Source organism: Salinivibrio sp. KP-1, from assembly GCF_000968645.1.
In the GTDB taxonomy this organism is placed as follows: domain Bacteria; phylum Pseudomonadota; class Gammaproteobacteria; order Enterobacterales; family Vibrionaceae; genus Salinivibrio; species Salinivibrio siamensis.
The window spans coordinates 48022-74842 of record NZ_LAQR01000003.1 but is presented as its reverse complement, the minus strand read 5'-3'; the positions used below and the strand labels follow the sequence as shown (position 1 = coordinate 74842).

20 protein-coding genes and 1 riboswitch are annotated in these 26821 nt (G+C 52.1%); of the genes, 7 read left to right on the top strand and 13 right to left on the bottom strand.

Annotated elements, in window-relative coordinates; translation table 11 throughout:
• Positions 1-16: 16 nt before the first annotated feature.
• A complete protein-coding gene (gene lptD / locus WN56_RS06580; protein ID WP_046074275.1) occupies positions 17-2341 on the bottom strand; it encodes an LPS assembly protein LptD in 2325 nt (774 codons plus the stop codon).
• A gap of 154 nt (positions 2342-2495) precedes the next feature.
• Between lptD and djlA the strand changes: the two genes are divergently transcribed.
• Positions 2496-3317: a co-chaperone DjlA gene (gene djlA / locus WN56_RS06575; protein ID WP_046074274.1), complete on the top strand. Its 822-nt coding sequence runs from the start codon at positions 2496-2498 to the stop codon at positions 3315-3317.
• Positions 3318-3329: 12 nt separating this feature from the next.
• Here djlA and WN56_RS06570 read toward each other — a convergent pair whose 3' ends face one another.
• The 3 genes from WN56_RS06570 to rapA form a co-directional block, all read right to left on the bottom strand.
• Complete coding sequence (locus WN56_RS06570) at positions 3330-4301, bottom strand: D-2-hydroxyacid dehydrogenase (RefSeq protein ID WP_046074273.1); 972 nt, start codon at positions 4299-4301, stop codon at positions 3330-3332.
• A 68-nt stretch (positions 4302-4369) separates the two neighbouring features.
• A complete protein-coding gene (rluA, locus tag WN56_RS06565; RefSeq protein ID WP_046074272.1) occupies positions 4370-5113 on the bottom strand; it encodes a bifunctional tRNA pseudouridine(32) synthase/23S rRNA pseudouridine(746) synthase RluA in 744 nt (247 codons plus the stop codon).
• 39 nt (positions 5114-5152) lie between these two features.
• A complete protein-coding gene (gene rapA / locus WN56_RS06560) occupies positions 5153-8062 on the bottom strand; it encodes an RNA polymerase-associated protein RapA (protein ID WP_046074271.1) in 2910 nt (969 codons plus the stop codon).
• 315 nt (positions 8063-8377) lie between these two features.
• Here rapA and WN56_RS06555 point away from each other — a divergent pair, with 315 nt between their 5' ends.
• Positions 8378-9751 (top strand): PhoH family protein, encoded by a 1374-nt coding sequence (locus tag WN56_RS06555; RefSeq protein ID WP_046074270.1) that lies wholly within the window; start codon positions 8378-8380, stop codon positions 9749-9751.
• Between the two features lie 45 nt (positions 9752-9796).
• Here WN56_RS06555 and WN56_RS06550 read toward each other — a convergent pair whose 3' ends face one another.
• From WN56_RS06550 to leuA, 9 genes are all read right to left on the bottom strand, one after another.
• The gene (locus WN56_RS06550; protein ID WP_046074269.1) at positions 9797-10801 is read right to left on the bottom strand and encodes a GGDEF domain-containing protein; all 1005 of its coding nucleotides are present in this window, start codon (positions 10799-10801) and stop codon (positions 9797-9799) included.
• Positions 10802-10849: 48 nt separating this feature from the next.
• Complete coding sequence (gene thiQ / locus WN56_RS06545) at positions 10850-11572, bottom strand: thiamine ABC transporter ATP-binding protein (RefSeq protein ID WP_046074268.1); 723 nt, start codon at positions 11570-11572, stop codon at positions 10850-10852.
• Positions 11566-13155, bottom strand: coding sequence for a thiamine/thiamine pyrophosphate ABC transporter permease (gene thiP / locus WN56_RS06540; protein WP_046074267.1), 1590 nt, complete (start codon positions 13153-13155; stop codon positions 11566-11568). Before thiP ends, thiQ begins: the two co-directional genes overlap by 7 nt.
• A 5-nt stretch (positions 13156-13160) precedes the next feature.
• The gene (gene thiB, locus WN56_RS06535; protein WP_046074266.1) at positions 13161-14156 is read right to left on the bottom strand and encodes a thiamine ABC transporter substrate binding subunit; all 996 of its coding nucleotides are present in this window, start codon (positions 14154-14156) and stop codon (positions 13161-13163) included.
• Positions 14157-14199: 43 nt separating this feature from the next.
• Positions 14200-14301: riboswitch (TPP riboswitch) on the bottom strand.
• Positions 14302-14339: 38 nt separating this feature from the next.
• The gene (locus WN56_RS06530) at positions 14340-15131 is read right to left on the bottom strand and encodes a DUF547 domain-containing protein (protein WP_046074265.1); all 792 of its coding nucleotides are present in this window, start codon (positions 15129-15131) and stop codon (positions 14340-14342) included.
• Between the two features lie 142 nt (positions 15132-15273).
• Entirely contained in the window at positions 15274-15876 is a 603-nt protein-coding gene (gene leuD, locus WN56_RS06525; RefSeq protein ID WP_046074264.1) for a 3-isopropylmalate dehydratase small subunit, read from the bottom strand.
• 9 nt (positions 15877-15885) lie between these two features.
• Positions 15886-17307 carry a 3-isopropylmalate dehydratase large subunit gene (leuC, locus tag WN56_RS06520; protein WP_046074263.1) on the bottom strand — a complete coding sequence of 474 codons (1422 nt, stop codon included), beginning with the start codon at positions 17305-17307 and terminating at the stop codon, positions 15886-15888.
• A gap of 21 nt (positions 17308-17328) precedes the next feature.
• Positions 17329-18423, bottom strand: a complete 1095-nt coding sequence (leuB, locus tag WN56_RS06515; protein WP_046074262.1) for a 3-isopropylmalate dehydrogenase — start codon at positions 18421-18423, stop codon at positions 17329-17331.
• Positions 18424-18425: 2 nt separating this feature from the next.
• A complete protein-coding gene (gene leuA / locus WN56_RS06510; protein WP_046074261.1) occupies positions 18426-19988 on the bottom strand; it encodes a 2-isopropylmalate synthase in 1563 nt (520 codons plus the stop codon).
• A gap of 524 nt (positions 19989-20512) precedes the next feature.
• Here leuA and WN56_RS06505 point away from each other — a divergent pair.
• The 5 genes from WN56_RS06505 (at position 20513) to ilvN (ending at position 26769) form a co-directional block, all read left to right on the top strand.
• Positions 20513-21049, top strand: coding sequence for a phosphatase PAP2 family protein (locus WN56_RS06505; protein ID WP_046074260.1), 537 nt, complete (start codon positions 20513-20515; stop codon positions 21047-21049).
• Positions 21049-22176, top strand: a complete 1128-nt coding sequence (locus WN56_RS06500) for an MJ1255/VC2487 family glycosyltransferase (RefSeq protein ID WP_046074259.1) — start codon at positions 21049-21051, stop codon at positions 22174-22176. Before WN56_RS06505 ends, WN56_RS06500 begins: the two co-directional genes overlap by 1 nt.
• A 171-nt stretch (positions 22177-22347) precedes the next feature.
• Positions 22348-24135 carry a long-chain fatty acid--CoA ligase gene (locus WN56_RS06495; protein WP_046074258.1) on the top strand — a complete coding sequence of 596 codons (1788 nt, stop codon included), beginning with the start codon at positions 22348-22350 and terminating at the stop codon, positions 24133-24135.
• Between the two features lie 418 nt (positions 24136-24553).
• Positions 24554-26272 carry an acetolactate synthase 3 large subunit gene (locus WN56_RS06490; RefSeq protein ID WP_046074257.1) on the top strand — a complete coding sequence of 573 codons (1719 nt, stop codon included), beginning with the start codon at positions 24554-24556 and terminating at the stop codon, positions 26270-26272.
• The gene (gene ilvN, locus WN56_RS06485) at positions 26272-26769 is read left to right on the top strand and encodes an acetolactate synthase small subunit (protein WP_046074256.1); all 498 of its coding nucleotides are present in this window, start codon (positions 26272-26274) and stop codon (positions 26767-26769) included. The genes WN56_RS06490 and ilvN overlap by 1 nt, the downstream gene beginning before the upstream one ends.
• Positions 26770-26821: the final 52 nt, after the last annotated feature.

Sequence of the window (26821 nt, the reverse complement as noted above, 5' to 3'; positions counted from 1 at the left end):
ACCACAATATGGCGGGTTAGTTCTTCAGGGCAAAAGGATTACGATAACCCAACGCATTACCTGAGTCTGTGTTGAAGTTAAAGCCACTGTCAGCTCCCAGTCCCAATAGGCTAAACGAGAGGGTCACGTTGTTGTCGTATTCTGGGTCTGCATTAATATCGGAGCGCGAGAGTAAGTACTCGTTGTAGCTCAGGCCGACCACCCAACAATCCGAGCGATAGGTCAGGCTAAACTGATTTTCTAGCATCACGTCTTGAGTCAGATCGCGCCAGTATTGGCCTTTAAAACTGAGGCCTCCCCACAATGGGAAGCCTGTGACCACACCGGCTTGGGATAGGCCGTCATCGGTGAGTGCGCTGATATCGCGGTTAGGCAAGGTAGACTCAATGTATTCTTGGGCCACATAGCGATAACTGGTTTGTGCGTAGAATTGTTGGTGGCGATACTCGGCAATCACGTTACCAAATTGCATTTCACTGAGGTTGCTGTCGTACTGCATTGATGCCCGTAAAAACAGGTAGTCATCAATATTCGCTTCCCCTTCGAGCGCCCACGATGAATAGTCAAAGGTTTCTGCGTCTTGGTTTGACGGCTGATCAAAGTAATAAATTTGCCCGAACGACAGGTTGAGTCGCTCTTTATAGCCACCGTCGTAAAAACGAGTGGTCGCCCCGTAAGTCAGCTGGTTAGCCGGGTTAACATAATCAATGCTGCTAAATTGATTGCCGCGGAACAAACCATAGTAGTCGGTTTGTAAGCGTGCGGTATCGTAGCCACCACCACTGAAGTTGACGGGGTTATAAATATCCCCTTGTTCTACGTCTTTGATGTACAAGTATTGCACTTGAGGTTCGATCGTTTGGCTAAAGTGCCCCCCCATCGCCCAAAAGTTACGCTCTAGAACCACGCCGGAATGCAAGCGCACGGTTGGGATTTTACGCTCCACCGACTTACTCAAGGTCGCCGTCGACTCGGCATCTGGCATGGGATTGTCAAAGCGCTGATCGTAATGGGTGTAGAGCATGCTGGCTTCGGCCGTGGCATTAAACCAAGGGCGTGTGAAGGGCATGGTCAAGGTCGGGGCGAGATGTGTGCGCGTTGCTTCTGGTTTATTCGGGTCGTCGTTAGCAAACACACTAAATTGTGCCGGTACGCTGATATCCAACCATGGCACCACTTGCGGCGCGTAGTAGTTAAAATCGACTTGCGGCATCAAACGATACACGCTGGTATTTTCTGTGAGCGGTTGGAAATCTCTCACGCGCACGGTGCTGTTCCAATCTAAGCCGCGGTAGCTGATTTCACCGGTTTGCAGCAAGGTATTGTCTTCCCGTTTACCCACGTCCGAGTCAATGTTTTGGAAGTAGGTGATGTCACTGACCTTGCTGTAATCGGCTTGGTAGCGCCAGTGACCCTGTACGCCGCTGTGTGTCCAGTTAAAGCCCCAGCGTGCGTCAAGATCTGGGTTACGCTGATCATCAGGCAGATATTCTGAGTACAAGGCGCCTGAGCCGAGTGGGGTTAAATAACGCACCTTAGTATTGAGCTGCACACCCCGCTCCGACATGTATTTGGGCGTGATCGTGGCGTCAAGTTGCGGATGGATGTTCCAATAAAATGGCGTTTCCATCTCGATACCATCGCGATCACTCCAAGAGACTGATGGGTATAAAAAGCCCGTTAGCCGGCCATCTTCAACGGGCACCCGCAGGTATGGCAGATAAAAAATCGGCACATTCATCACCTCAAACCGAGGGTGATAAAGGTCAGCAAATAAGCTACTGTCTTCTTTTTCTATTTTCGAGGCAGAAAAGCGCCAGCTTTTGTCTTCGTCCGGACAGGTGGTATAGGTGCCATCTTCCAGCTCATAGAAGGTGGTACCGTTTTTAAATACCCGCTTGGCTTCCCCTCGCCCTGGCGTACACAGCATCTTGTACTGCGCATTATTGAGTGTGGTGTCTTCGTTTTCTAAATTGGCTTGTAAATAGTCCGATGTCACCATCATCTGGCCGTCATTGAACACCACATCACCTTGAGCGGTGACGATCCGTTCTGGATCGCGCAAGGTCGCGGTATCTGCCGTCATTTTACGATGACCTTGGGTCACCTCGACATTACCGTTGTAGATGGCTTTTTCATTGGTTTGCGCTTCCGCGCGATCGGCCACCACGCGAATAGGCGCATTGTTCACATCTTGGGTTTGCTCACTTGCTGGAATACAGCGCGCCTCGCTATCAGGACAAGGTTCGTTGGATGATTCCGCATTAGCAAAAACAAGGGCTGGGCCATAAAGCGCCAGGCTAATCATGGTGGCTAAAAAGCTACGTGCAGTCGGTGACATTGAAGAAGACATTCCTGTTTTATCTGATTGCGTGGTGTACACGAAGGCAACGCATCAGTATGCTTTGGCTGCAAAATGCGATTATCATAAATCAATTTACGCCCGGCATCACCTGTAAATGTTCAGGGTGTGAAACTAGCAATGAGACCATGGCATGCGACTAAATGGCAAGGTAATTGGTGCAATTCTCGGCACATTGTTGGGAGGCCCAATCGGTTTTCTTCTTGGCCTTTTCTTGGGTCATCAGTTTGATAAAGCGAAACAGCGCGCGCGTTTCGGCGGTTTTGGTGCCCAAGGCCCACAAGCACAACGTGTTTTTTTTCACGGTACCTTTGCCGTGATGGGACATATCGCCAAAGCCAAAGGGCAGGTGACACAGGATGAAATTCGTCTCGCCAGCTTATTTATGGACAGAATGCAGCTGCAAGGTGAAGCCAGGCAGTTGGCTCAGCAGGCATTCCGTGAGGGGAAAGACAGTGATTTTCCGCTGGATGAAACCCTCAACGGCATTCGTGCTTTGAGCCAAGGGCAGCGTGATTTGTCGCGTGTCTTTCTGGAAATGCAAATACAAGCGGCGTTTGCTGACGGCGAGCTACATCCTAAAGAGCGCGAACTACTTTATGTGATTGCTGAGAAACTGGGTTTTTCGCCGCAGCAACTGGAGCAACGGTTACGGATGCAAGAAGCCGCGTTTCGCTTTAGCCAAGGTTATCAAGGCGGCTGGCAGCATCAAACCGATGGGCCGGGCGCACCACCACGGCAAAGTGAGATTGATGATGCCTATGATGTGCTGGGTGTTGATGCGTCGGCTTCCTCTCAGGAGGTGAAAAAAGCCTACCGTAAGCTGATGAATGAGCATCATCCCGATAAATTGATGGCAAAAGGCTTGCCGCCAGAAATGATGGAGCTTGCCAAAGAAAAGGCGCAAGAGATCCAAAAAGCCTACGATGTGGTGAAAAAAGCCCGCGATATGTAGCGGGCTTGTGCGTTAGTCAACCAGTGTATGTTGCGGCGATCCGCTTAAAAAGCCATCAATGTTATCCACCAGTTGGTTGGCGAGACGGTTAACCGCTTCATCTGCGCCCCATGCGATATGAGGGGTGACCAGCAGGTTAGGCAATGATGCGGCGATCAGCGGGTGAGTGTTAGGTGCCGGCTCTTCACTCAGTACATCCAATCCAGCACCGCCAATTTGACCCGTTTCTAGCGCGTGTAGCAGCGCGGTCTCGTTGACTAAGCCGCCACGTCCGGTGTTGATCAATATGGCATTCTCTGGCATCAACGCCAGCGTGTCTTGGTCGATAAGATGATGGGTGTTATCGGTGAGTGGGCAATGTAAGGAGAGCACATCTGCTTGGCATAGCACGTGTTCAAAAGGCAGATAACCAGGTCGGCATGCCTGTGCACCACGGTGCTCGGCGAAAACCACCTTCATTCCTACTGCGCGCGCAAGTTGTGCGACGGCCTCGCCCAATGCACCTTTTCCAATGATCCCCAATGTACTGCCGGCCACACTGCCAATAGGGTGGGTGAAAAAGCAGAACTGTCCTTGCTTTTGCCATTCGCCATTTTGGACATCTTGGTGATAGCCGAGGAGCTGGCGCTTGAGGGCAAAAATCATGGCAATGACATGCTCAGGCACCGACTGAGTGGCATAGCCTTGCACATTGCATACTTGTACACCATGCGCTTGGCAGGCCGCCAAGTCGACATTGTTTACCCCTGTTGCGGCCACCGCAATCAGTTTGAGTTTCGGGCAGGCGGTAAGCACCGTCTCATCGATCACCACCTTGTTGGTAATAGCGACATCAGCGTCTTGTAAGCGCGCGATCACATCGCTGGGTTGCGTTTCACCGTAGGCTTGCCAGTGATGTGGATGCTGGGGCGTGGGCAGGACAATATGCGCTGGGATAGTGTTGCGGTCGAGAAAGACGATATTGACGGGGTCGTGCTGAGCCATGTTGATCTCCGAGTCTCAATCCATGGCTCTAGGGTGCGAGATATCGCGATGTTGTGCAATGGTTTCAGCTAGCTGGCCTGTGAATCCGTTGTTGTGCTCGCAAGTGGTACGGCCAATTGATACTCATTGGCCAAGCGGTTGTCGGGCATCGTGGGGTAAAAATCACAGGGAGCCTGAAAATGGAGCGTTTCACCGGTGGCTGGATGCAGCAGGCTGAGTTCGGCTGCATGGAGGTGCAGTCGATGGGTATAGGCGAGCGCGTCCGGGCAGGCATAAAATTCATCGCCGACAATGCTGTGCCCTAAAGACTGCATATGCACACGCAGTTGGTGCGAGCGTCCCGTCAACGGGTACAGAGCCATCAAACAGGTAGATGGTGAGGCTTGCAAGCAACGGTAGTGGGTTTGTGATGGCTTGCCATGTTCAAAGCACACTTTCTGACGCGGGCGGTTGGGCCAGTCACAAATCAGCGGCAAGTCAATGATGCCGTCATGGCTGTCGGGTTGTCCCCACACTTCCGCATAATAGAGTTTGGTAGGGACGCGGTCGCGAAACTGCGCTTTAAGGTTGCGCTCTGCTTCTTTATGGGCGGCAAAGGCCATCACCCCTGAGGTGGACATGTCTAAGCGGTGAACCAGCTCGGCGGAGGGAAACGCGGCTTTCACGCGTGACCATGCGCTGTCGTAATGCTCGGGATTGCGACCAGGGTTGGCCAGTAGACCACTGGGTTTGTTGATCACCACCAGATCCGCATCTTGATAGAGGATGTCTAACCAAGGGTCTGTCGGTGGATGGTATTCAGTCATTGCCATAGGGTTTATCGGGGCCGCCGGGCCCCGTCTCACTTTGGTTTATTGGTGGCTAACCACAACAAGGCGCAGCGCATCGAGTTCAATTTGTGCGTGCTGAATATGGTGCGACAAGGTGCTTATCTGCTCGCGTAATGCGTCTAGCTCATCATCACGAATATTCGGATTGACCGTTTTCAGCGCCTCTAAACGCGCTAAGGCTTGTTGGAGCTCGGTTTCCATTTCTTGGAGCGCCCGGGTTTGGATCTCACCGAGGGCTTTTTCTGCCAGTGGCTCACTGCTCTCAATCAGTTTGTGGATCTGGCTTTGTACTGAGTTGACCATTTTACTGCCGAGATGACGGTTAACAGGGCTCAGTTGACGATGGAAGCTTTCAAACTCGACGTTGGCGGACAGATCATTGCCATTGGCATCAAGCAACAGTCGCACGGGTGTTTGCGGTAAAAAGCGGTGGATACCGCTCGATTTCGGAGCTTGGGCGTCAATGGTGTAGATAAGCTCGACAAACAGCGTGCCGACCGGCAGTGACTTGTTTTTAAGCAGTGATACCGCGGTGGTGCCGATGTTTTCGCTCAGCAGCAAATCAATGCCGCCGCGAACAATGGGGTGCTCCCAAGACACAAACTGGACATCTTCGCGACTCAATGCGGTATCGCGGTCAAAGGTGATGGTACAGCCGTCGGCAGGCAGCCCTGGGTAGCTGGGCACCATCATGTGTTCAGACGGTTTGACCACCAAGGCATTTTCCCCTTTGTCATCTTGATTGACACCGATAGTATCAAACAGCCCCAAGGTAAAGGTGACTAAGTTGGTATCGCCATCCTGCTCAGCAATGGTGTTTGCCAGTTGGTTGGCGGCTTCCCCACCGTGAGAGTGCATTTCTAGCAGTTTATCGCGGCCTTGCTCCATTTCCGCTTTTAGCCGTTGGTTCATGGTGGCACTGTCGTGAATAAGGGTCGTCAGCGCATCATCTTGTTGGTTGGCGGCCAACAAGGCCAGGAGGGTCTCGCCGTATTGTTCAAACACCGCTCGGCCCGTGGGGCAAGTATCTTCAAACGCGTCCAAGCCTTCGTGATACCAGCGCGCCAAAATGGTTTGCGCGGTGCCTTCAAGGTACGGGACATGAATGGCAATATCTTGCGTCTGGCCAATACGGTCAAGGCGGCCAATACGCTGCTCGAGTAAGTCGGGATTCATCGGTAAGTCGAACATTACCAGCTGATGAGCAAACTGGAAGTTGCGCCCCTCAGAGCCAATTTCCGAGCAGATCAAGACCTGAGCGCCCCCGTCCTCTTGGGCAAAGTAAGCCGCGGCTTTGTCACGCTCGACAATCGACATGCCTTCATGGAATACGGTACCGCGAATGCCTTCGCGCTCACGCAGTGCTTGCTCCAGAGTCAGTGCGGTTTGCGCCCGCGAGCAAATAATCAGCACCTTCTCGCTGCGATGGGCCTTTAAGTAATCCAGCAGCCAGTCAATACGTGGATCAAAGCCCCACCAGCTCGCGCTATCCCCTTCAAACTGTTGATAGATATCTTCTGGGTATAGGTTTTGCACGGCCTTTTGTTCGCTTGAGTCGGTGCTACCCATCATGCCAGCGACTCGCATGGCAGTTTGATATTGACTGGGTAGCGCGAGTGGGTGCATACGCAGTTGGCGGCTGGGGAAGCCACTGATTGCCGCTCGGGTATTGCGAAATAACACACGCCCGGTGCCGTGACGGTCCATAAGATCATCAATCAATTGTTGGCGCGCCTGAGCGTTCTCTTCTGCGTTATCACTGTGCACTTGGGCTAAACGTGCTGACAGATCTTCGTGTTGCAATAGCTGACGTATCCCAGCTTGTGCCGCGTCGGTCAGTGGGGTATCACTCAGCAGCGCCTCAACGGCCTCAGCCACGGGCGCGTATTGTTGTGCTTCTTCGACAAAGACGTCGTAATCATAGAAACGGTCGGGGTCGAGCAGGCGCAAGCGAGCAAAATGGCTTTGTTGGCCCAGTTGCTCTGGCGTGGCGGTAAGTAGCAACACGCCCGGCGTATGTTCGGCAATGCTCTCAACGATTTGATATTCTCGACTCGGTGCCTCCGGCGTCCAAGTTAAGTGATGGGCTTCGTCAACCACCAGTAGATCCCAGTGGGTATCACAGACTTGTTCCACCCGGCGGCGGTTTTTGCGCAGAAACTCGAGTGAGCACAATACCAACTGTTGGGTATCAAAGGGGTTGGGGGCGTCGGCAAAAGCCTCGACACAGCGCTCTTCATCGAAAATGGAGAAATGCAGATTAAAGCGGCGCATCATCTCCACCAGCCACTGGTGCTGCAGGGTTTCGGGTACCACAATCAGCACACGTTCCGCACGGCCAGCCAGCACCTGCTGGTGGATAATCATTCCTGCCTCAATGGTTTTCCCCAACCCCACTTCGTCGGCGAGCAGCACGCGTGGAGCATGACGACGACCGACTTCATGGGCAATATAAAGCTGATGGGGGATCAGGCCAGCACGCATACCAGTTAAGCCGCGTAGCGGGCTGCGCAATTGCTGATATTGGTTGGTCAGAGCGCGATAACGCAGGGCAAAACGGTCCATACGATCGAGTTGGCCTGCAAACAGTTTGTCTTGCGGCTTGTTAAAGCGAATTTGGTGGCTGAGTAAGATCTCACGCAGTGCGACCTCATCTTCCCCTGTGTCGGAACGCTGGCCGTAATAGGTTAATACCCCATCGTTTTCCTCAACGCGTGAGACGGTCATGGTCCAGCCTTCGTGACTTTCCACCTCATCGCCGGGATTGAACATCACCCGAGTCACGGGCGCATCATGGCTGGCATACAGCCGTGTTTCATCACTAGCAGGAAACATTAGGGTCACGGTACGGCCATCAACGGACACCACAGTGCCGAGTCCAAGATCATGTTCCGTATCACTGATCCAACGTTGTCCAAGCGCAAATGACATAGGGGAAAACCTCTGAATTAACTCGATTGTCGAAAGACGCGACGCCATTCAATACAGCGTCGTTTAAATACTCTGCTATTCAGTGTGGCACTGAAAAAATTGGCCGCCAATAGTACTCGAACTTGTGAGGAGGGTCACGATGAAACTCAACGAATCGCATCAAAGGTCACGCTGACATACAAACGTCATTAATGGGCGGCAAAGATAAAAGCGTGAGCTGGCGCAGTAAAACAAGTTGGGCGCATCCCAACGGCCAGGTCTACGCTTATTTTAAGCGCTGTCACCGACAGTGAACTGCCGACACAGGAGGTGCCTATGGGCGACGCCGACCGGAAGCTGTTTGTACTTGATACTAATATTCTCCTCCACGAGCCTTTCTCGATTTACTCTTTCCAAGAACACGATGTCGTGATCCCCATGACTGTCCTCGAAGAACTTGACCGCATCAAAGACAGCAAGCGTGATGTCTCACGGGATGCGCGTGTGGCGATCCGCGCCTTGGAAGATATTTTTAAAGAGGCTACTCCTGACGAAATTGGCGAGGGTATTGCCGTTGGCAAAGGGGATGCCACTGGCACGGTATCGATTCTCGCTGATTTTGAGATCAAAGAAACGGTCCATGCCTTCGCGGATAAAGCGGGTGATAACCGAATACTCAATGCGGTGTTATATCTACAAACCAAACGCTCGCCACGTAAAGTGGTGTTGGTGACCAAAGACATCAATATGCGTCTGCGCGCTAAAGGGGCGGGGGTGATGCATGTGGAGGATTATCGCACCGACCAGTTGATTGATGATGTACGATTGTTGACCAAGGGTTTCCACCAATTTGAAGGTAGCTTTTGGGATAAAGTGGGGGAGTGCAATAGTCAAGCCTATGGCACAGAGACCCTACATACGTTGCCGTCAGAGCTCCTCGATACCCCGTTTGTTAATCAATACCTGTTGGATGACAGTGACGATTTTGCTGCGCGAGTGCAAGCCATTGATGGCGATAAAGCGGTGATTAAAGATCTGAGCCGAGAGCGATTGATGCATCGCGCCGCGTGGGATGTGAAACCGAAAAATATCTACCAAGGCATGGCAATGGATGCGTTGCTGGATCCGAGCATTGACTTGGCGATCCTCACCGGTCCGGCGGGCTGTGGTAAAACCATTCTGGCGATGGCAGCGGCCCTTGAACAAGTGGTCGAAAAAGGGATGTATGACAAGATTATCGTGACCCGCAATACCCCAGATATTGGCGAGTCGATCGGCTTTTTACCGGGCACTGAAGAAGAGAAAATGTTGCCTTGGCTTGGGGCCGTCACCGACACGCTAGAAGCGTTGCACATGCATGACGAGTGCACTGATGGCTCGATGCGGTACATCATGGAGAAAGCCAATCTACAGTTTAAATCGATTAACTTTATGCGTGGTCGTTCGATTCAAAACGCGTTTGTCATTTTGGATGAGTGCCAAAACCTGACTGCCTCTCAGCTTAAAACCATTATCACCCGATGTGGGGAGGGAACCAAGCTGGTGTGCTCGGGGAACTTAGCGCAAATTGATTCTTCGTATTTAACCCCAGTAACATCAGGGCTAACTTACATTGTCGAGCGGTTTAAAAACTTTGAGGGCAGTGCGTGCGTATACCTCAATGGCGTGGTGCGTAGTCGGTTGGCTGAATTTGCCGAAGAGAATTTGTAGTGGATATCAGGTGGTGGTCATCAAGCCGCCACCTTTCTCCATGAGCTAAAACAATTCAACATCGTCCTCGGCGACAAAGGTTTTTATCACCCCAGATTGCAGTAAGTCATCATAAAAAGCGACTTGGTTACGGCCGTTTTGTTTGGCGTGATAGAGCGCTTGATCCGCATTGCCTAAGATGGTGCTGGTACTGAGTTGTCCACGTTCAATCCGTGTCGCGCCCATGGAAATAGTCACGGTCTGAGCGGCACCAAAATCTCGAGCGTTGACATTAGCAATAAAGGTGTTGGCTTTTTGCTCTGCCATCGCCCGCGAGCAGGGCTGAAACAGCACCACAAATTCATCGCCGCCATACCGGAACAAGGTGTCTTGTGACGAGAAGGTCTGGCGCATCAATGAAGCCAGTAACAAGATGACCTCGTCACCAAATACATGACCAAAGTTATCATTGATTTGCTTAAAGTGATCAACATCGAAAATACACACCCAAGGTGAGAGCGAGCTGTCGGAGTCACTATCTGATGTCGCCTCGCTTTGTGCTAGGCGATCACAAATAAGATCCAGCTTTTTAGAGAGGACTTTGCGATTAAATAAGCTGGTGAAACTGTCACGCTCGCTGGCCATGATAATCTGCTGATAGTTCTCGTAAATACGCGTCAATCCTGCCACTAGAGCACGTTGTTCCTGGCTGAGATCTGTGGCGCGGCCGCATAAAACACCGTTCACACCTTCTTCTTTTTCGTAATAAATGGGGACAGCAATCAATACATGATCATTGGTATGGTGTTGAGTCACCGCTTGTGTCGCTAGGCATTCTGCAAGCAGCGCGTCAATTTGATGGATGTTCTCTTGCTGAAAAGCGCTGTTGTCATTGGTGCCTAATACCGTGAAGGCAGGCTGCATATCGGCGCAGTAATCAAGCAGCACCACTTCACTCACTGGGGTAAGCTCGGTAATTGAGGTCAGCAAGCTTTTAGTAATCGCATCGACTTCCGTTTTAGCGGTAAAGTCGACAATCGAGTCGAGGATCTGGATGCTGCTGGCGGCCACAAGGCGCCTCCTTGGATTCTTCCGTGTTTTCCTTAGTATAGAAGCCTATCAGGGGGATGCCACCCGGAACGAATCGTCAGCGGTGCCCATGTAACCTTGCATCATCGCGGGTGGATGATTGAGCACCTCAACCGGACGGTGAAGACAGACTTTTCCATCATCGAGATAAAGAAACTGAGAGGCAATGGCTTGAGCATCTTCAGGGTGGTGGGTGACCATCACCACGGTAGTGCCTTGCGCTTGGGCGGTACGCTTAACTAGCATCAGCATGTCTTTTTTTAGCGCGGGATCGAGTGCGGAGAAGGGCTCATCGAGCAGCAATAAAGGTTGGTTGCGTGCGATGCTTCTACCCAGTGCGATACGTTGTCGTTGCCCGCCTGACAATTGGCCGGGCAGGCGAGAGAGATAGTCGCTTAAGCCGACCGATTGCGCTGCCTGTTCAATGTTTTCCCGTTGGGTAGCGGTGAGTTTCAGTGATGGTGATAAGCCAATCGCCATATTGTCGAACACCGACAAATGGGTAAAGACATTATGCTCTTGGAACAAGATAGACAGTGGCCGCTGGTGGGCGGGGGTTGTTGTCACTGGCTTACCATCAATAGCAATCTCGCCACTATCAGGGGCAATCAACCCGGCAATCAGTGATAGTAAGGTGCTTTTGCCTGCCCCGCTAGGCCCGAGCACGGCCACAATCTCTCCAGGGGCGATATGGGCATCAAAGGTCATCCAATCTTGTTGGTAACTATACTGAACATCGGAAAGCGTTAACATGCGTGTCTCCATTGGATAAGGCGCGTCAGTAGGGCATAACACCCCAAGCTGGTGAGCAGTAATAGCATCGCCGCGGCGGCGCCCGCTTCCATTTGGTAACTGCCCATTAAGCGAAACAAATACAGGGGCAGGGTTTGAAAGTTTTGACTACCAAATAAGGAGATGGCACTGAGATCGCCCATGGATAACACAAAACTCACCGCGACACCGCGCGCAATAGGTGCACGTAAACAGTCCCACTCAATCAGACGTAAACGCGTGATGCCTCTGACGCCTAAGGTGGCGCACAAGTTATGGTATGACTGAGCGAGCTGGAAGGCGGGGGCACTCAAGACCTTGATAAGATAAGGCAGCGCCATTAGGGCGTTCACTGTCATTACCAGCCACAGCGCTAAGCTGAATACGTTACTAAACTGGCGAAACAGCAAAAAAAGCCCGGTACTGAGCACGATACTTGGCACTACCAGGATGATGGCACCGAGCGTTTCTATCCCATCCGCCTGTTTTTTTCGTCCATGTAAGCGCCAGTGCCGACTGGCTAAGATCACCGCCACGGCTAACACAAAAGCAAAGGTGGTAGCGCCCGTGGCAATGAACAGCGAGTGCAGAGTTGCTTGCCACAATGCGCTATCGCCGAGCACCGCTAATGCGCTGGGGTTCAACCCGCGTGCAATCACCACGCCCAGTGGTGGTAACACCAATAGCAAAACGAGGCCAATCCAAAGGCCGTCCCAACACTTGGCCGCACGGCTATCCAAAGATGCAGGAAGCGGCAGCACTTCACTGGGTGTGCTCGGCAGCGGGCGCGTCAAGGTTTGCACGGTAAATGCGATGGCCCCGCATAGCAGCATTTGCCACAGCGCGAGGACAGCACCCGTTTGTAAATCGAAATCAAAATGAATGGCTTGGTAAATGGCCAGCTCGATGGTCGTCGCTTTCGGCCCGCCGCCCAGTGCCATGACAGTCGCGAAGCTGGTAAAGCACAACATAAATACTAGCCCCACGATATGAGGCAAGCTTTGGCGTAGATACGGCCATTCTAGGTGCTTAAAACGTTGCCAGCCTTTGAGCCCTAGCTGGGTAGCAAGACGGCGTTGATCGGCTGGGATCCCCTCTAAGGCTTGCACCATTAATTGGGCGGAAAAAGGGAGATTAAAAAACACATGGGCGAGTAAAATGCCACTTAAGCCATAAATAGAAAACGGCATAGCCGCATCGAAGTGCGCGAAAGCTTGTGCAATCCAGCCACTACGGCCATAGATAGCAACCAGTCCAAATACTCCCACCAAGACCGGCAGCACCAAGGTCATGGCGAATAACTTCAGCAGCCATGCCTTTGCTGGAAATTGTCGGCGAGACAGCGCATGAGCGACTGGCACTGCTAGCCCAACGCTAAGTACAACGGATAACGCGGCCTGTTTAAAACTAAAGTAGGTGACATGACGCAAGTAGGTATCTTGCCATAAGGAGGCAAGTGACAAATCGTGGCTGTGAGAGAATAACGCCCAGAGTGCGCTGCCAATCAAAGCCACGACCAAGCTGGCCGCAATACTGCCCGGCCAGGTTCGAGAAGGGTTGAGCATCTTGGCTATTCAACCAGCGCGGTTTGCCAGTCACGCACCCATTGCTGGCGATTGCCCATCACTTCATCAGGCTGATACAGCAAGCTCTCTTGCGGTTTGTCCAAGGTGTAGAAGGCATCAGGCAAGTTGACATCGGTGACCGGATACATCCACTGAGTGGTTGGGATCACCGACTGTGCCGCATCACTGAGCATAAATTGTAAAAACGCATCCGCACGTTCCGGCTGATCGGTATAGGCTGATTTAGCGGCGACTTCGATTTGCATATAGTGCCCCTCTTCAAACATGGCGGCGGCAAAGCGATCGTCTTCATCGGCCACTAAGTGGTAAGCCGGCGAGGTGGTGTAAGAGAGCACCATGTCCGCTTCTTTATTGAGGAACATGTTGTAAGCCTCGGTCCAGCCTTTGGTCACAGTGATCGTGTTATCGGCAAGATCGCGCCATGCTTGTTGATTATTATCGCCGTACACTTTTTGGATCCAAAGCATTAGCCCCTGGCCGACCGTTGATACGCGCGGATCTTGGTAAATCACACTGATGTCATCGCGCTCCTCAATCAAGGCTTTGAGGCTTTTGGGTGGGTCGAGCAAACGAGTAGTGTCATACACAAAGGCAAAATAGCCGTAATCGTAAGGGATAAAGTATTTGTTATCCCACCCGCCAGGCACTTGCAGGCGCTCGGTATTGACCGCGTGCTCGGCAACAATCCCACTGCGCTCGGCTTCTTTCATTAAGTTGGTATCCATACCGAGTACGATATCGGCTTGGGTGGTTTCTCCTTCAATGCGCAGGCGATTAAGTAAGGCGGCCCCATCGTCGAGAGACACAAACTCAAGTTGGCAATCGCATTGCTGTTCAAATTTCGCTTTAATTTTAGGCCCCGGCCCCCATTCAGCAATAAAGGAGTCATAGGTATAGACAGTAAGCGGGTCCGCGGCGCGGGCGCCGAGTGATAATAGCGATAAAGAAACCAGAGTGAGAACAGAGGTAAAAACTTTCACAGCACGCTCCTAAGTTGGGCGTGGGTGTTGAGGCAAGTTGATGGCAACATCAAGTCTCAATCCCTACGCCAGTGTTAGCTGGATCAGGTTCGATGGGTCTAGCGCAGTGCGCAATCTCAGCCGTGAGGCTCCCCAATGAGTACGGTGGTATTGTACTGATTGGCTTAGGGTTAACCAAGCCTTTTAGTTGCCGAGTTGGTTAAGGTCCCAGTTGTAGTCGTATTCCAATGTTGCCTCTTGTGGCAATGGAATATCGCGATACTGGTTTATGTGAGCGATCACGCCTTGCTTATCGCCACCAAAGTCAGCTTCAAACCATTCATAAATTGAGGAAAGTTGCCATTTTCCCCCTTGCTGACTCACGCCTTTATCACTGTTAATGAAGGTATAGGCGGCGTGCTCGAGCTGTGCATCAAGTGCACTTGCTTGAAAGGCTTGTGGCTGAAGATTAGGGCAGCCAAGGCTGGCACAGTTGACCGCATAGTGGGTACGCGGATCTTGCCAAAGCGGGCGTAAAATCCGGTGTTCGATATCGTTTAAAGTGAGCGGCTCGCCAGCGACGGTAACCACTTCATCATCCCAAGGGCCAAAGCTAAATAGCCCACCGAGTTTGGTGATGGAACGGACCGGGTAGTCGGCGATAATCAGTTTTACCGTGACCGCATTATAGAGGTTAACCCAATACGCGTATTGCTCGTCTTTGGTCAGGGTACGTGGGTCGCGCGCGGTGAGCATGTCAATGTAATGGTCGAGGGTTGCTTTGTCGTTATCCGTGACCGCGGCATAGTTAAATAAGGTGTGCTGCCCCTGAGATTGCAAATACTTATCGAGTAACACTTGCCAGCTGTGATGGGTAAACGTGGCTTGGCTGTCAGGGTTATGGGCATCCCACATTGCCCAGTAATCCGCTTTGGGCGCGGCTTGGCTGATGATCGGAAACACTAACCAGAGCAGAATTACCAAATGTTTTTGCATTGCCAGTCCTTAATGCGATCAAACCTTCTTTGAGACTAGACCAAGCGAGTCAGCGGTTGGTTTCATTGAGGATGGAAAAAATGGGTTGAAGCGCCAATAAGTACGGGTAATACCGCGCTTATTGGCGTTCTTGGAGGGCGTATTACACCAAAAAGTCTGGTATTTGTTTTTCAAAGCGTGAGATATCGGCTTCGTGCTGCAACGTCAGACCGATGCTATCTAACCCTTCCAACAGGCAATGACGGCGAAAATCATCCATCTGGAAGGCAAAGCAGTGTTCACCGGCTCGAATGGTTTGGGCGGGCAAATCCAGGGTTACCGTCGCGCCTTCATTTTCGGCTACATACGCAAATAAAGCATCGATTTGGGCTTCTTCAAGGGTCACCGGCACCATTTGGTTATTGATGCAGTTGCCATAGAAAATATCGGCAAAACTGGGGGCGATAATCACTTTAAACCCGTAATCATCCAGCGCCCAAGGCGCATGCTCGCGGGATGAGCCACAGCCAAAATTCTCGCGCGTGAGCAAGACGCTAGCGCCTTGGTAACGCGCTTGATTGAGCACAAACTCGGGGTTCGGTTGCTTGCCCGCATCGTCTAAAAAGCGCCAATCGTGAAATAGATGCTGACCAAAGCCGGTGCGGGTGACCTTTTGCAAAAACTGCTTAGGAATGATCGCATCGGTATCGACGTTCGCCGCATCTAATGGGGCAACAATGCCGGTATGAGTGTGTATGCCTGACATAAGGCCTCCTTATAATTGGTTAACGTCAACAAAATGACCCGCAATCGCCGCCGCTGCGGCCATGGCTGGGCTGACCAAGTGGGTGCGGCCTTCACGGCCTTGGCGGCCTTCAAAGTTACGGTTGCTGGTGGAGGCGCAGCGCTCTTTGGGGCCTAAGCGATCATTATTCATCGCCAAACACATTGAGCAGCCGGGCAAGCGCCATTCAAAGCCAGCGTCACGGAAAATGACATCCAGTCCTTCTTGCTCCGCCTGTGCCCGCACTTGCTCGGAGCCTGGCACCACCATGGCATGCACGCCCTCTGCCACACGTCGCCCTTTGGCAACCGCAGCGGCCGCACGCATGTCTTCAATCCGTGAGTTGGTGCAAGAGCCAATAAAGACTTTATCGATACGGATTTGGTTGATGGCTTGACCGGGTGTCAGCCCCATATATTTTAATGCGCGTTCTGCCGAGTGACGTTCAATCGGATCGTTCATTGTCTCTGGGGCAGGCACGGTATCATGCACACTGACCACTTGGCCGGGGTTGGTGCCCCAGGTCACTTGATGGTGAATTTGACTGCCATCGAGGGTGACCACGCGATCAAACTGCGCATCGGCATCCGAGTGCAAGGTTTGCCAATACGCAACGGCTTGCTGCCATTGCTCGCCTTTAGGGGCAAATTTCTTGTCTTTTAAATAGGCAAAGGTGGTGTCATCCGGCGCGATCAGGCCAGCTTTGGCGCCTAATTCGATTGCCATGTTGCACACCGTCATTCGCCCTTCCATCGACAAGTCGGTGATAGCGTCCCCGCAAAACTCCACCACATGCCCGGTGCCGCCGGCATGACCGACCTTGCCAATAATGGCTAGGACAATATCTTTGGCAGTGATCCCGGGGGCGGTTTTGCCCGTGACTTCAATTTTCATCGTGCGGGCGCGGGATTGCTTGAGCGTTTGGGTGGCCAGCACGTGCTCGACTTCAGAGGTACCAATGCCAAAGGCCAGTGCACCAAAAGCGCCGTGGGTTGCGGTGTGGGAGTCACCACAGACGATGGTGGTGCCGGGCAGGGTAATACCAAGTTCGGGGCCCATCACGTGCACAATGCCTTGGTAAGGGTGATTCAAGTCATACAGAGTGACACCGAACTCTTCGCAGTTTTTGGCCAGTGTTTCCATTTGGATACGCGCCATTTCCCCTGACGCGTTAATGTCTTTGGTTTCGGTGGAGACATTGTGATCCATGGTGGCGAAGGTTTTACTCACTTGGCGCACCGGACGCCCTTTTTCCCGCAGACCATCAAAGGCTTGTGGGGAGGTCACTTCGTGCACCAAGTGGCGGTCGATATACAGCAGCGGCGCTTCGCCGGGCTGCTCGGTGACAATATGGGCTTGATGAATTTTTTCGTACAAGGTCTTGGCGCCTTGCTGGGTGTTTGCATTCGACATAGCTCGTATCCTTACGGGTAATTATTCTGCGCCTTGGCGGATATAGGCGGCGATACGATCGCCCATTTGTTCGGTACTGAGGGCAGGATGGTTGCCCGCCAGATCAGCGGTCAGCTCACCGGCCGCCAGTGCTTGGCTGACCGCATGCTCAATCGCACAGGCCGCGTCTTCTTCGCCTAACGAGTAGCGTAACATTAGCGCGGCGGAGAGAATTTGCGCCACTGGGTTGGCGATATTTTTACCCGCGATATCGGGCGCAGAGCCGCCGGCGGGCTCATACAAACCAAATTTACTCGCGTTCAAGCTCGCAGATGGCAACATGCCCATTGAGCCGGTGATCATTGCGCATTCATCGGAGATGATGTCGCCGAAAATGTTCGAGCATAGCATCACATCAAATTGCGACGGGTCTTTAATCAGCTGCATGGTGGCGTTGTCGATATACATATGGCTCAAGTGGACATCCGGATAGTCCTTGGCCACCTCTTCCACCACTTCACGCCATAGCATTGAGCTTTGCAGTACATTGGCTTTATCGATTGAGCACACTTGCTTATTACGCAACTGAGCCGATTGGAAGGCAATGCGGGCGATACGCTCAATTTCATAGCGATGATAAACTTCCGTATCAAACGCTTTTTCCTCGCGGCCTTCACCTTCACGTCCTTTGGGCTCACCAAAGTAAATCCCACCGGTTAGCTCTCGCACCACCACGATGTTAAAGCCTTTGTCGGCAATGTCGGCGCGCAGCGGGCAAAAGCCTTCGAGACCAGTGTGGATTTGTGCCGGACGCAAGTTACAGAACAGCCCAAAGTGTTTGCGTAATGGCAGCAAGGCACCGCGTTCAGGTTGCTCGGTTGGCGGTAAATGCTCCCACTTTGGGCCGCCCACTGAACCAAATAAAATTGCATCGGCTTTTTCACACCCAGCCAAGGTTTGTGCGGGCAGCGGCGAGCCATGGGCATCAATCGCGGCACCGCCCACAGGATAGTGGTGACGCTCCAAGGTGAGTGAGAATCGCTCGCTAACCGCATCAAGCACCTTCTCGGCTTGCGTCATGACTTCGGGGCCGATACCGTCACCGGGCAAAATAGCAATCTGATGTGCGCTGGCCATGGTTATACTGTCTCCTGTTTTAAGTGGGATTGTTCCTTAATCTGGGCGATTTTGTCGGCGCGATAAATGGCATTGATCACATGCAACAGCGCTTCACCTGAGGCTTCGATAATGTCGGTCGACACCCCGGTGCCGTGATATTTACGGCCCTTGTAGTTAGCAATGATGTCGGCTTGGCCGAGACCATCTTCTCCTTCTCCTTTGGCGGTCAGATCGAATTTATCCAGTTCAATGTCATAGCCGGTAATGCGGTAGATGCACTGATAAAGGGCATCGACGGGGCCGTTACCAATTGCCGCCTCGCGTTTCTCTTCGTCGCCACATTGCAACTTGATGCTGGTGGTCGCCATTAGGCTGCCCGATTGCACGCCTAAATAGTTCAGCTTGTAGAAGTCGTCCTCTTCTTTGAGGTTGTTGAAGAACATCAAGGCTTCTAAGTCGTAATCGAACACCTGACCTTTACGATCCGCCAGCTGCAAGAAAGATTGATACAAGGTGTCTAAATCGTAATCTTGTTGGTCGTAGCCAAGGTTATCCATGTGGCTTTTCACCGCGGCACGGCCGGAACGGCTGGTCAGATTAAGCGCCTTTTTGCCCAAACCAATCGACTCTGGGGTCATGATTTCGTAGGTGTTTTTGTTTTTCAGCATGCCATCTTGGTGGATGCCGGAGGAGTGGCTAAAGGCATTGGCACCGACCACGGCTTTATTGGGTTGGATTGGCATGTTGCAAAGCTGACTAACTAACTTGCTGGTGCGGGCAATTTCGGTGTGGTTCAATCCTGTTTCTACGCCTAACAAGTCAGCGCGGGTTTTCAAGATCATCGCAATCTCTTCCAGCGCGCAGTTCCCCGCACGTTCACCGATGCCATTGATAGTGCCTTCCACTTGGCGAGCGCCGGCTTGAACCGCGGCAATAGAGTTGGCCACCGACATCCCTAAGTCATCATGACAATGGACAGAGATCACGGCTTTGTCGATATTCGGTACGCGGTTAAACAAGGTCGCAATGATATCGCCGAATTCACTCGGCACTGTGTAACCCACCGTATCTGGGATATTGACGGTGGTCGCACCGGCATCAATCGCCGCTTCGACCATACGGCACAAGTTATCTATTGGGGTGCGCCCGGCATCTTCGCAGGAAAACTCCACATCGTCCGTGTATTGGCGTGCATGCTTAACGGCGCGTACCCCCATCTCGACCACGTCATCGTAGCTGCGGCGAAGCTTATCTTTGACATGGATGGTTGAGGTGGACAAAAAAGTGTGGATACGAAAGGCGTCAGCGGCTTTGAGGGATTCGGCGGCCACATCTATGTCTTTAGGAACCGCGCGAGACAAGGCACAGACACGTGCATGTTGCATGTGCTCGGCAATGGTGCGCACGGATTCAAAATCGCCCGGTGAGGAGACCGGAAAACCGGCTTCAATAATGTCTATCTTCAAGCGGTCCAAGGCTTGGGCGATCTGCAATTTCTCTTTGACGGTTAAACTTGCTGACAGCGCCTGCTCGCCGTCGCGTAAGGTGGTATCAAACAGAATGACTTGGCTGTTCTCGCTCATGGGTGACTCCCTGTTGTGTTTGCTTGGCCGCTTTGAAGGGCTCTTTAATTGGCGCTTGATGTTATTTTGGCGACGTTAGATACAAAAAAACCCGCGTCTGGCGCGGGTTTTTGAGATTTGGCATTCACTGTTTTCTGCCCAAAACCTACCCGCGCGACTGGGTCACGATAAGGAGGAGGATGAGGCGTAGGTGAAACAGTGTCATGCTGATGTCCGTCAGTAAATATTCTGTTACCAGAAATAACAGAGCGATGGGGAAAGCGTCAATCTGAAAAAAACAAAACCCGTTTTCTGCGCAATATAATGGTAAAAAACTGGTTAATTAAACTGGTTTTAAAACTAAAAGTTAGATTTTTGTACTGTGCTCTGGCGCGGCTTTGTCCAGTCTTCATTATTTTTACTTGTCCCAACGTGCCTGAGCTCAAGCGGCGACGTAAATTCATCGAGATGACCCAATAACGTCACCGACCTGTCATACCGGCTGACTAGAGTTTAACCATCAGCTCGCCGCATTGGGAGGCAGGATGAGAAGCTTTACCGCGATTCAACGCTTCGACCACACGGTGTCGACACTGTGTTTATCTCACCGCTTTAGCGCTGGCACAGCGAAAATAGCCCGTGCCGTTTCCCGTTCAGGTGACGGGCCACTCTATCTGGTGATTGGCTTTACTGCATGGTGGCTTCATGAGGCGGTCGGGCTCTGGTTTTTGCTCACAGGACTGACGGCTTTTGCCATCGAACTCCCGATCTATTGGGTGCTTAAACGCAGCTTTCGGCGCGCACGTCCTTCGCAGTTACCTGCCTTTATCACGCCTTCCGATCTTTACAGTATGCCATCAGGCCACACGGCCGCCGCTTTTCTCATGGCCTCATTGCTGAGCACTTTTTTTCCTTCGTTAACCCTTTTGGTGTTCATCTGGGCCAGCTTAATCGGTATTTCGCGCGTGTTACTGGGCGTGCACTTTGTGAGCGATATCGTGGTTGGCGCTGGGTTAGGGCTGCTGTGCGCGACGTTGGCACACAGTATCACTTTCGATCTTTACGGAATAACAGGTATTTAATGAAGCTTTTATACGGTGTTCAGGGAACCGGTAACGGGCATATATCGCGAGCCCGCGCCATGGCTCGTGCCTTAGCAGGATATGATGTCGAGGTCGATTTTGTTTTTTCTGGGCGGCCAGCCGAGCGTTATTTTGATATGGCGCCATTTGGTGACTATCGCACGTTTACCGGCATGAGCTTTGTCAGCCGTGATGGCAAAATTGATATGTTAGCCACCGCGCGACACAATCGTTTTACACAGCTCCGACGCGATATTCGCCAGCTTGATGTATCAGGCTACGATAAGGTTATCTCTGATTTTGAACCCATCAGTGCGTGGGCGGCGCGCCGGCAAGGGGTGCCATCGGTGGCCATCAGCCACCAAGCGGCGTTTTCTCACGCGGTGCCCAAACATGGGGAAACGCTGATCAATCGCATTATCATGCGTTATTTTGCGCCAACCGACTATGCCATTGGCTTGCATTGGTATCACTTTAACCAACCGATTTTACCCCCGATTATTGATACCACTCCGGTGGATAAAGCGGTGGCATCGTCCACTGCGGAGAGGGCGGTGCTGGTGTATCTCCCCTTTGAATCGTTATCTGCAGTCAGTGAGCTGCTGTTGCGCTTTAGCCAACCTTTTATCTGCTTTCACCCCGAGGTTAATGCCCCCTACCAACGTGAAAACCTTACGCTAATGCCCTTAGGCAAAGAAAGCTTTCACACGGCACTGCATCAGTGCCAGGGTGTGATCGCAAATGGGGGATTTGAGCTTCCATCGGAGGCATTAAGTTTAGGGAAAAAGCTCCTTTTAAAGCCATTGTCTGGTCAGTTTGAACAGTTGAGTAATGTCGCAACACTTTCTCAGCTTGGGCTAGCACACAGTATGGATAGCTTGAATGCGAGCGCGGTACGTGAATGGCTGCAGGCACCGGCGGTGGGCGCGATTGGGTACCCAGATGTTGCTCAAGCATTGGCGGAGTGGCTGGTAAAAGGAGAGTTAAGTCAGACACGTAGCCTGTTTCACCATCTATGGGCTCAGGTTGACTATCCAGAAACGGTTGAGGAGTCGATTTTGGACTTTAATCGCTCATCAATGCGCATGGATCCACACCCACTCAGGTTGCAACGCTTGATTCGGTAGTGCGATGTGCGGCGCGCGCCGATAAGCTGCTTCCACAAGGCTGAATCACGTTTTTACATTTTTGCTAGAGCATTCACTCAATTTCTCTTGAGTTTGATGGTGCGCTCGGTAAACTCGCTGTCATTATTGAGCGTACATGTGTTCGCCAAACGGCGAGCCAAGAGAGACTCCGTGAACACCCAAAACCATATCGTCACGCGCATTCGCGAGCAGATTGCCGCCCAAAATGAACGCGAAGCAATCCGCTTCCAACAAGACACGCAATGGATAAGCATTAGTTGGCGCCAGCTAGGCGAACGCATCGATCAGCTGTCACGCTGCTTACTCAGCGCTGGCTGTCAGGTGCAGCAAACCGTCGCCATTTTTGCGCCGAACAGCGAAAAATGGGCAATGTTGGACTATGCCGCGTTGCAAATTCGCGCCGTACCTGTGCCGATTTACGCAACTAGCACCGCCCAGCAAGCCGCACACATTATCAATGATGCAGACGTGCAGTGGATTTTTGCCGGTGACGAACAACTGGAGAGCGCGGTTACTGCCCTTAAACACTGCCCCAATGTCAAAGGGGTGGTTGCCCTAAGTCAAGAGACGGCGGTTCCCGCGCATCCCAAGGTGTGGGATTGGGCCAGCTGGCTATTGCAAGACGATCGCGGCTATCAAGCCGAGTTAGACGCGCGCATTGACGCACGATGCATGGACGATCTGACCACCTTGATTTATACCTCCGGCACTACGGGCGATCCGAAAGGGGTGATGCTGGATTATGCCAATGTGGCGGCGCAGTTGGATGTGCACGATCAAGTATTGGCATTAAGCCCCGATGATGTCTCTTTGGCCTTTTTGCCGCTTTCTCATGTGTTTGAGCGCGCATGGAGCTATTACGTCCTTCACCGCGGGGCGGTCAATTGCTATCTCTCCAACCCGCTTCAGGTGCGTGATGCATTGGCCGAGGTCAAACCGACGGTAATGTGTGCGGTACCGCGTTTTTATGAAAAAATCCATGGTGCTATCCACGACAAACTCAGTCGGGCCACCGGTGTTAAACCGCATTTATTCCGATGGGCACTGCGCCAAGGTGAGCGTCATGCTGCGCAATTACGCACCGGCCAGTCTCCGTCTTGGTGTCAGCAATGGCAATTGGCGTTGGCCGACAAGCTGGTGCTCAGCAAATTACGTGCGCTACTAGGTGGCAAGATGCGTTTGATGCCGTGCGGTGGGGCGCGTCTTGATCCTGATATCGGCGCGTTTTTCCACGCAATAGGCATTAACGTCAAGCTCGGTTATGGCATGACCGAAACCACCGCCACGGTTTCTTGCTGGGACGATACCCGCTTTGATCCCCAATCGATTGGCCATCCGATGCCAGGGGCAGAAGTGCGAATTGGGACGGACGATGAAATTCAAGTCCGTGGGCCGATGGTAATGCGGGGTTACTTTAATCAGCCTGATGCGACTGCCGCCACCTTTACCGAGGATGGCTTTTTGAAAACCGGCGATGCGGGGTATCTTGATGCCAAGGGCAACGTATTTATCACTGACCGAATCAAAGAGTTGATGAAAACCTCAGGCGGTAAGTACATCGCACCACAGCGGGTGGAAGGCGCTTTGGTGCGCGATCATTTTATCGATCAGATTGCGGTGGTGGCCGAGGCGCGTCATTTTGTATCGGCCTTGATTGTGCCTTGCTTCGATGCCTTAGAAGAGTGGGCGCGGGCGGCCAATATCGAATATCAAAATCGCAAAGAGCTGCTAAAACACGCCGATGTGGTAGCCTTGTTTGAAAAGCGTTTGCAGAGCTTACAACATGAATTGGCCAAATTTGAGCAAGTCAAACGCTTTACCTTGTTGCCACAGGGCTTTTGCATGCACAGTGGCGAGCTCACGCCGACCATGAAACTGCGCCGCAAAGTGATCCTTTCACGTTACCAACATCACATTGACACCATGTATCAACGTTAGTCCTGGTGCATCAAAGCGGGGGAAGGTTTCTCATGGCTGAGAATCTTCCTTTGTTTTCGTTATTTGTATGCCTTTTCCCCCTTTTTCCTCCCCACGCCTGAATAGCAAATCTGGCAAAGTGTCGATTTTATAGTGGATGTTTCCAATTTCCTCCCCCGTGGTCAGCGTAAACCAGCAACATTCACTCAACATTTAGATTAAAAATGTAAATACTGATTAGCTAATAGACAGTTTTGCAAATAAAACGTTACATTGATTGCAGCTTCATCCGAAGCAGGCCAAGTGACAATCTAACGCCGCCTTACCGCCAGTATTTGGTTCAGATGTCCGCGTGGTGAGTGACCACCAGTACATCCAAGAGTAAGGGGCAGGATTAGGCTAAAAGTAAGTCCTAACTATGCAAACAGGGAGGCGTAGAGTGGAAATGTTATCCGGTGCCGAGATGATCGTGCGCTCCATGATCGATCAAGGCGTAAAACATATTTTTGGCTATCCAGGCGGGTCGGTACTGGATATTTACGACGCATTACACGAAAAAAGTGATATCGACCATGTGTTGGTGCGCCACGAACAAGCCGCGGTACACATGGCCGATGGTTATGCGCGTGCCACGGGGGAAGTGGGCGTGGTTCTGGTCACGTCAGGCCCAGGGGCAACCAATGCCATTACCGGCATTGCCACCGCGTATATGGACTCGATCCCCATGGTGGTGTTTTCTGGCCAAGTCATGAGCGGCCTGATTGGTAATGATGCCTTCCAAGAGTGTGACATGGTGGGGATCTCCCGCCCGGTGGTCAAACACAGCTTTTTAGTCCAGCGCGCCGAAGATATTCCCAATATTGTAAAAAAAGCTTTTTATCTTGCCGCGACAGGACGTCCTGGCCCTGTGGTGGTGGATATCCCCAAAGACATGCTGAATCCGGCGCAAAAGCATCCGTATCAGTACCCTGATAGTGTGCGTATGCGCTCTTACAACCCGACCACGTCAGGGCACAAAGGTCAGATCAAACGTGGCTTAAAAGCGCTACTGGCAGCGAAAAAGCCGGTGCTATACGTCGGTGGTGGGGCCATCATGGCCGACTGCGGCGAGCAAATTCGCCAGTTGTCAGAAAGTCTAAACATCCCCGTCGTTAGCACATTGATGGGCCTGGGGGCGTTTCCCGGCACCCATGATCACGCGCTGGGTATGCTGGGTATGCATGGCACCTACGAAGCGAACATGGCGATGCACCAAGCCGATCTGATTTTTGGTATTGGTGTTCGTTTTGACGATCGTACCACCAACAATCTAGAAAAATACTGTCCCGATGCCACCATCATGCACATTGATGTGGATCCTTCCAGCATTTCTAAAACCGTGGCCGCAGATATTCCCATCGTCGGCTCGGCGGATGCGGTATTAAATAGCATGCTCAAATTGCTGGTGGATCAAGGTGGCAATAACGACAGCGATGCGATCAGCACCTGGTGGCACAATATTCAGATTTGGCGTGAGCGCCAATGTTTGCAATATGTCGCTGATCCTGAACGGATTAAACCCCAGCAAGTGATTGAAACCTTGTATCGCCTCACCCATGGCGAGGCGTATGTGACCTCAGACGTCGGCCAGCATCAAATGTTTGCGGCACTCTATTATCCGTTTGATAAACCACGTCGTTGGATTAACTCCGGCGGCTTGGGCACCATGGGCTTTGGGCTACCCGCTGCCATGGGGGTGAAGTTTGCGCTGCCGGACGCGCAGGTGGTGTGTGTCACCGGCGATGGCAGTATTCAAATGAACATTCAGGAGCTGTCGACGGCATTGCAATACGACATTCCGGTGGTGATCGTCAACCTCAACAACCGTTTCCTCGGGATGGTCAAACAATGGCAGGACATGATTTATCAAGGCCGCCATTCGCACTCTTATATGGACTCGGTGCCGGACTTTGCTGCGATCACTGAGGCTTATGGTCATGTGGGGATGCGCATTAATCACCCTTCCGAGCTGGAAGCGGGCTTAGAGGCAGCCTTGGCGATGAAAGATCGCTTGGTCTTTGTTGATATCAATGTTGATGAAACCGAGCACGTTTATCCGATGCAGGTACGCGGTGGGGCGATGAATGAAATGTGGTTGAGCAAAACGGAGAGAACCTAATGCGCAGTATTGTATCGGTTTTAATGGAAAACGAGCCAGGTGCCTTGTCGCGCGTGGTGGGCTTATTCTCTCAGCGTGGCTACAACATTGAATCACTCACGGTGTCACCGACGGATGACGCAACCTTATCGCGCTTGAATATCACCACCTCGGTGGTGAGCGACGCGGACCGCGAGCAAATCGAAAAGCACCTGCATAAGCTGATTGATGTGCTGAAAGTAAGCAATGTGACTGAAAGCGATCATATTGAGCGCGAGCTGGCATTGGTGAAAGTGAAAGCCAGCGGCTTTGCCCGCGCGGAGGTAAAACGCACCGCCGATATTTTCCGCGGTCAGATTGTGGATGTGACGCACTCGCTCTACACCGTGCAGTTGACGGGTGACAGTGACAAGTTAGATGCCTTTATCCGCGCGGTCGGTGAGATCACTGAGATCATTGAGGTGGCACGTAGCGGTGTGGTTGGCATCGCACGCGGCGAGCGAGCGTTGCGTCAGTAACCAAAGCCACTGGCCGTTGTAAGAAAAATGGCACGCCAAGGCGTGCCATTTT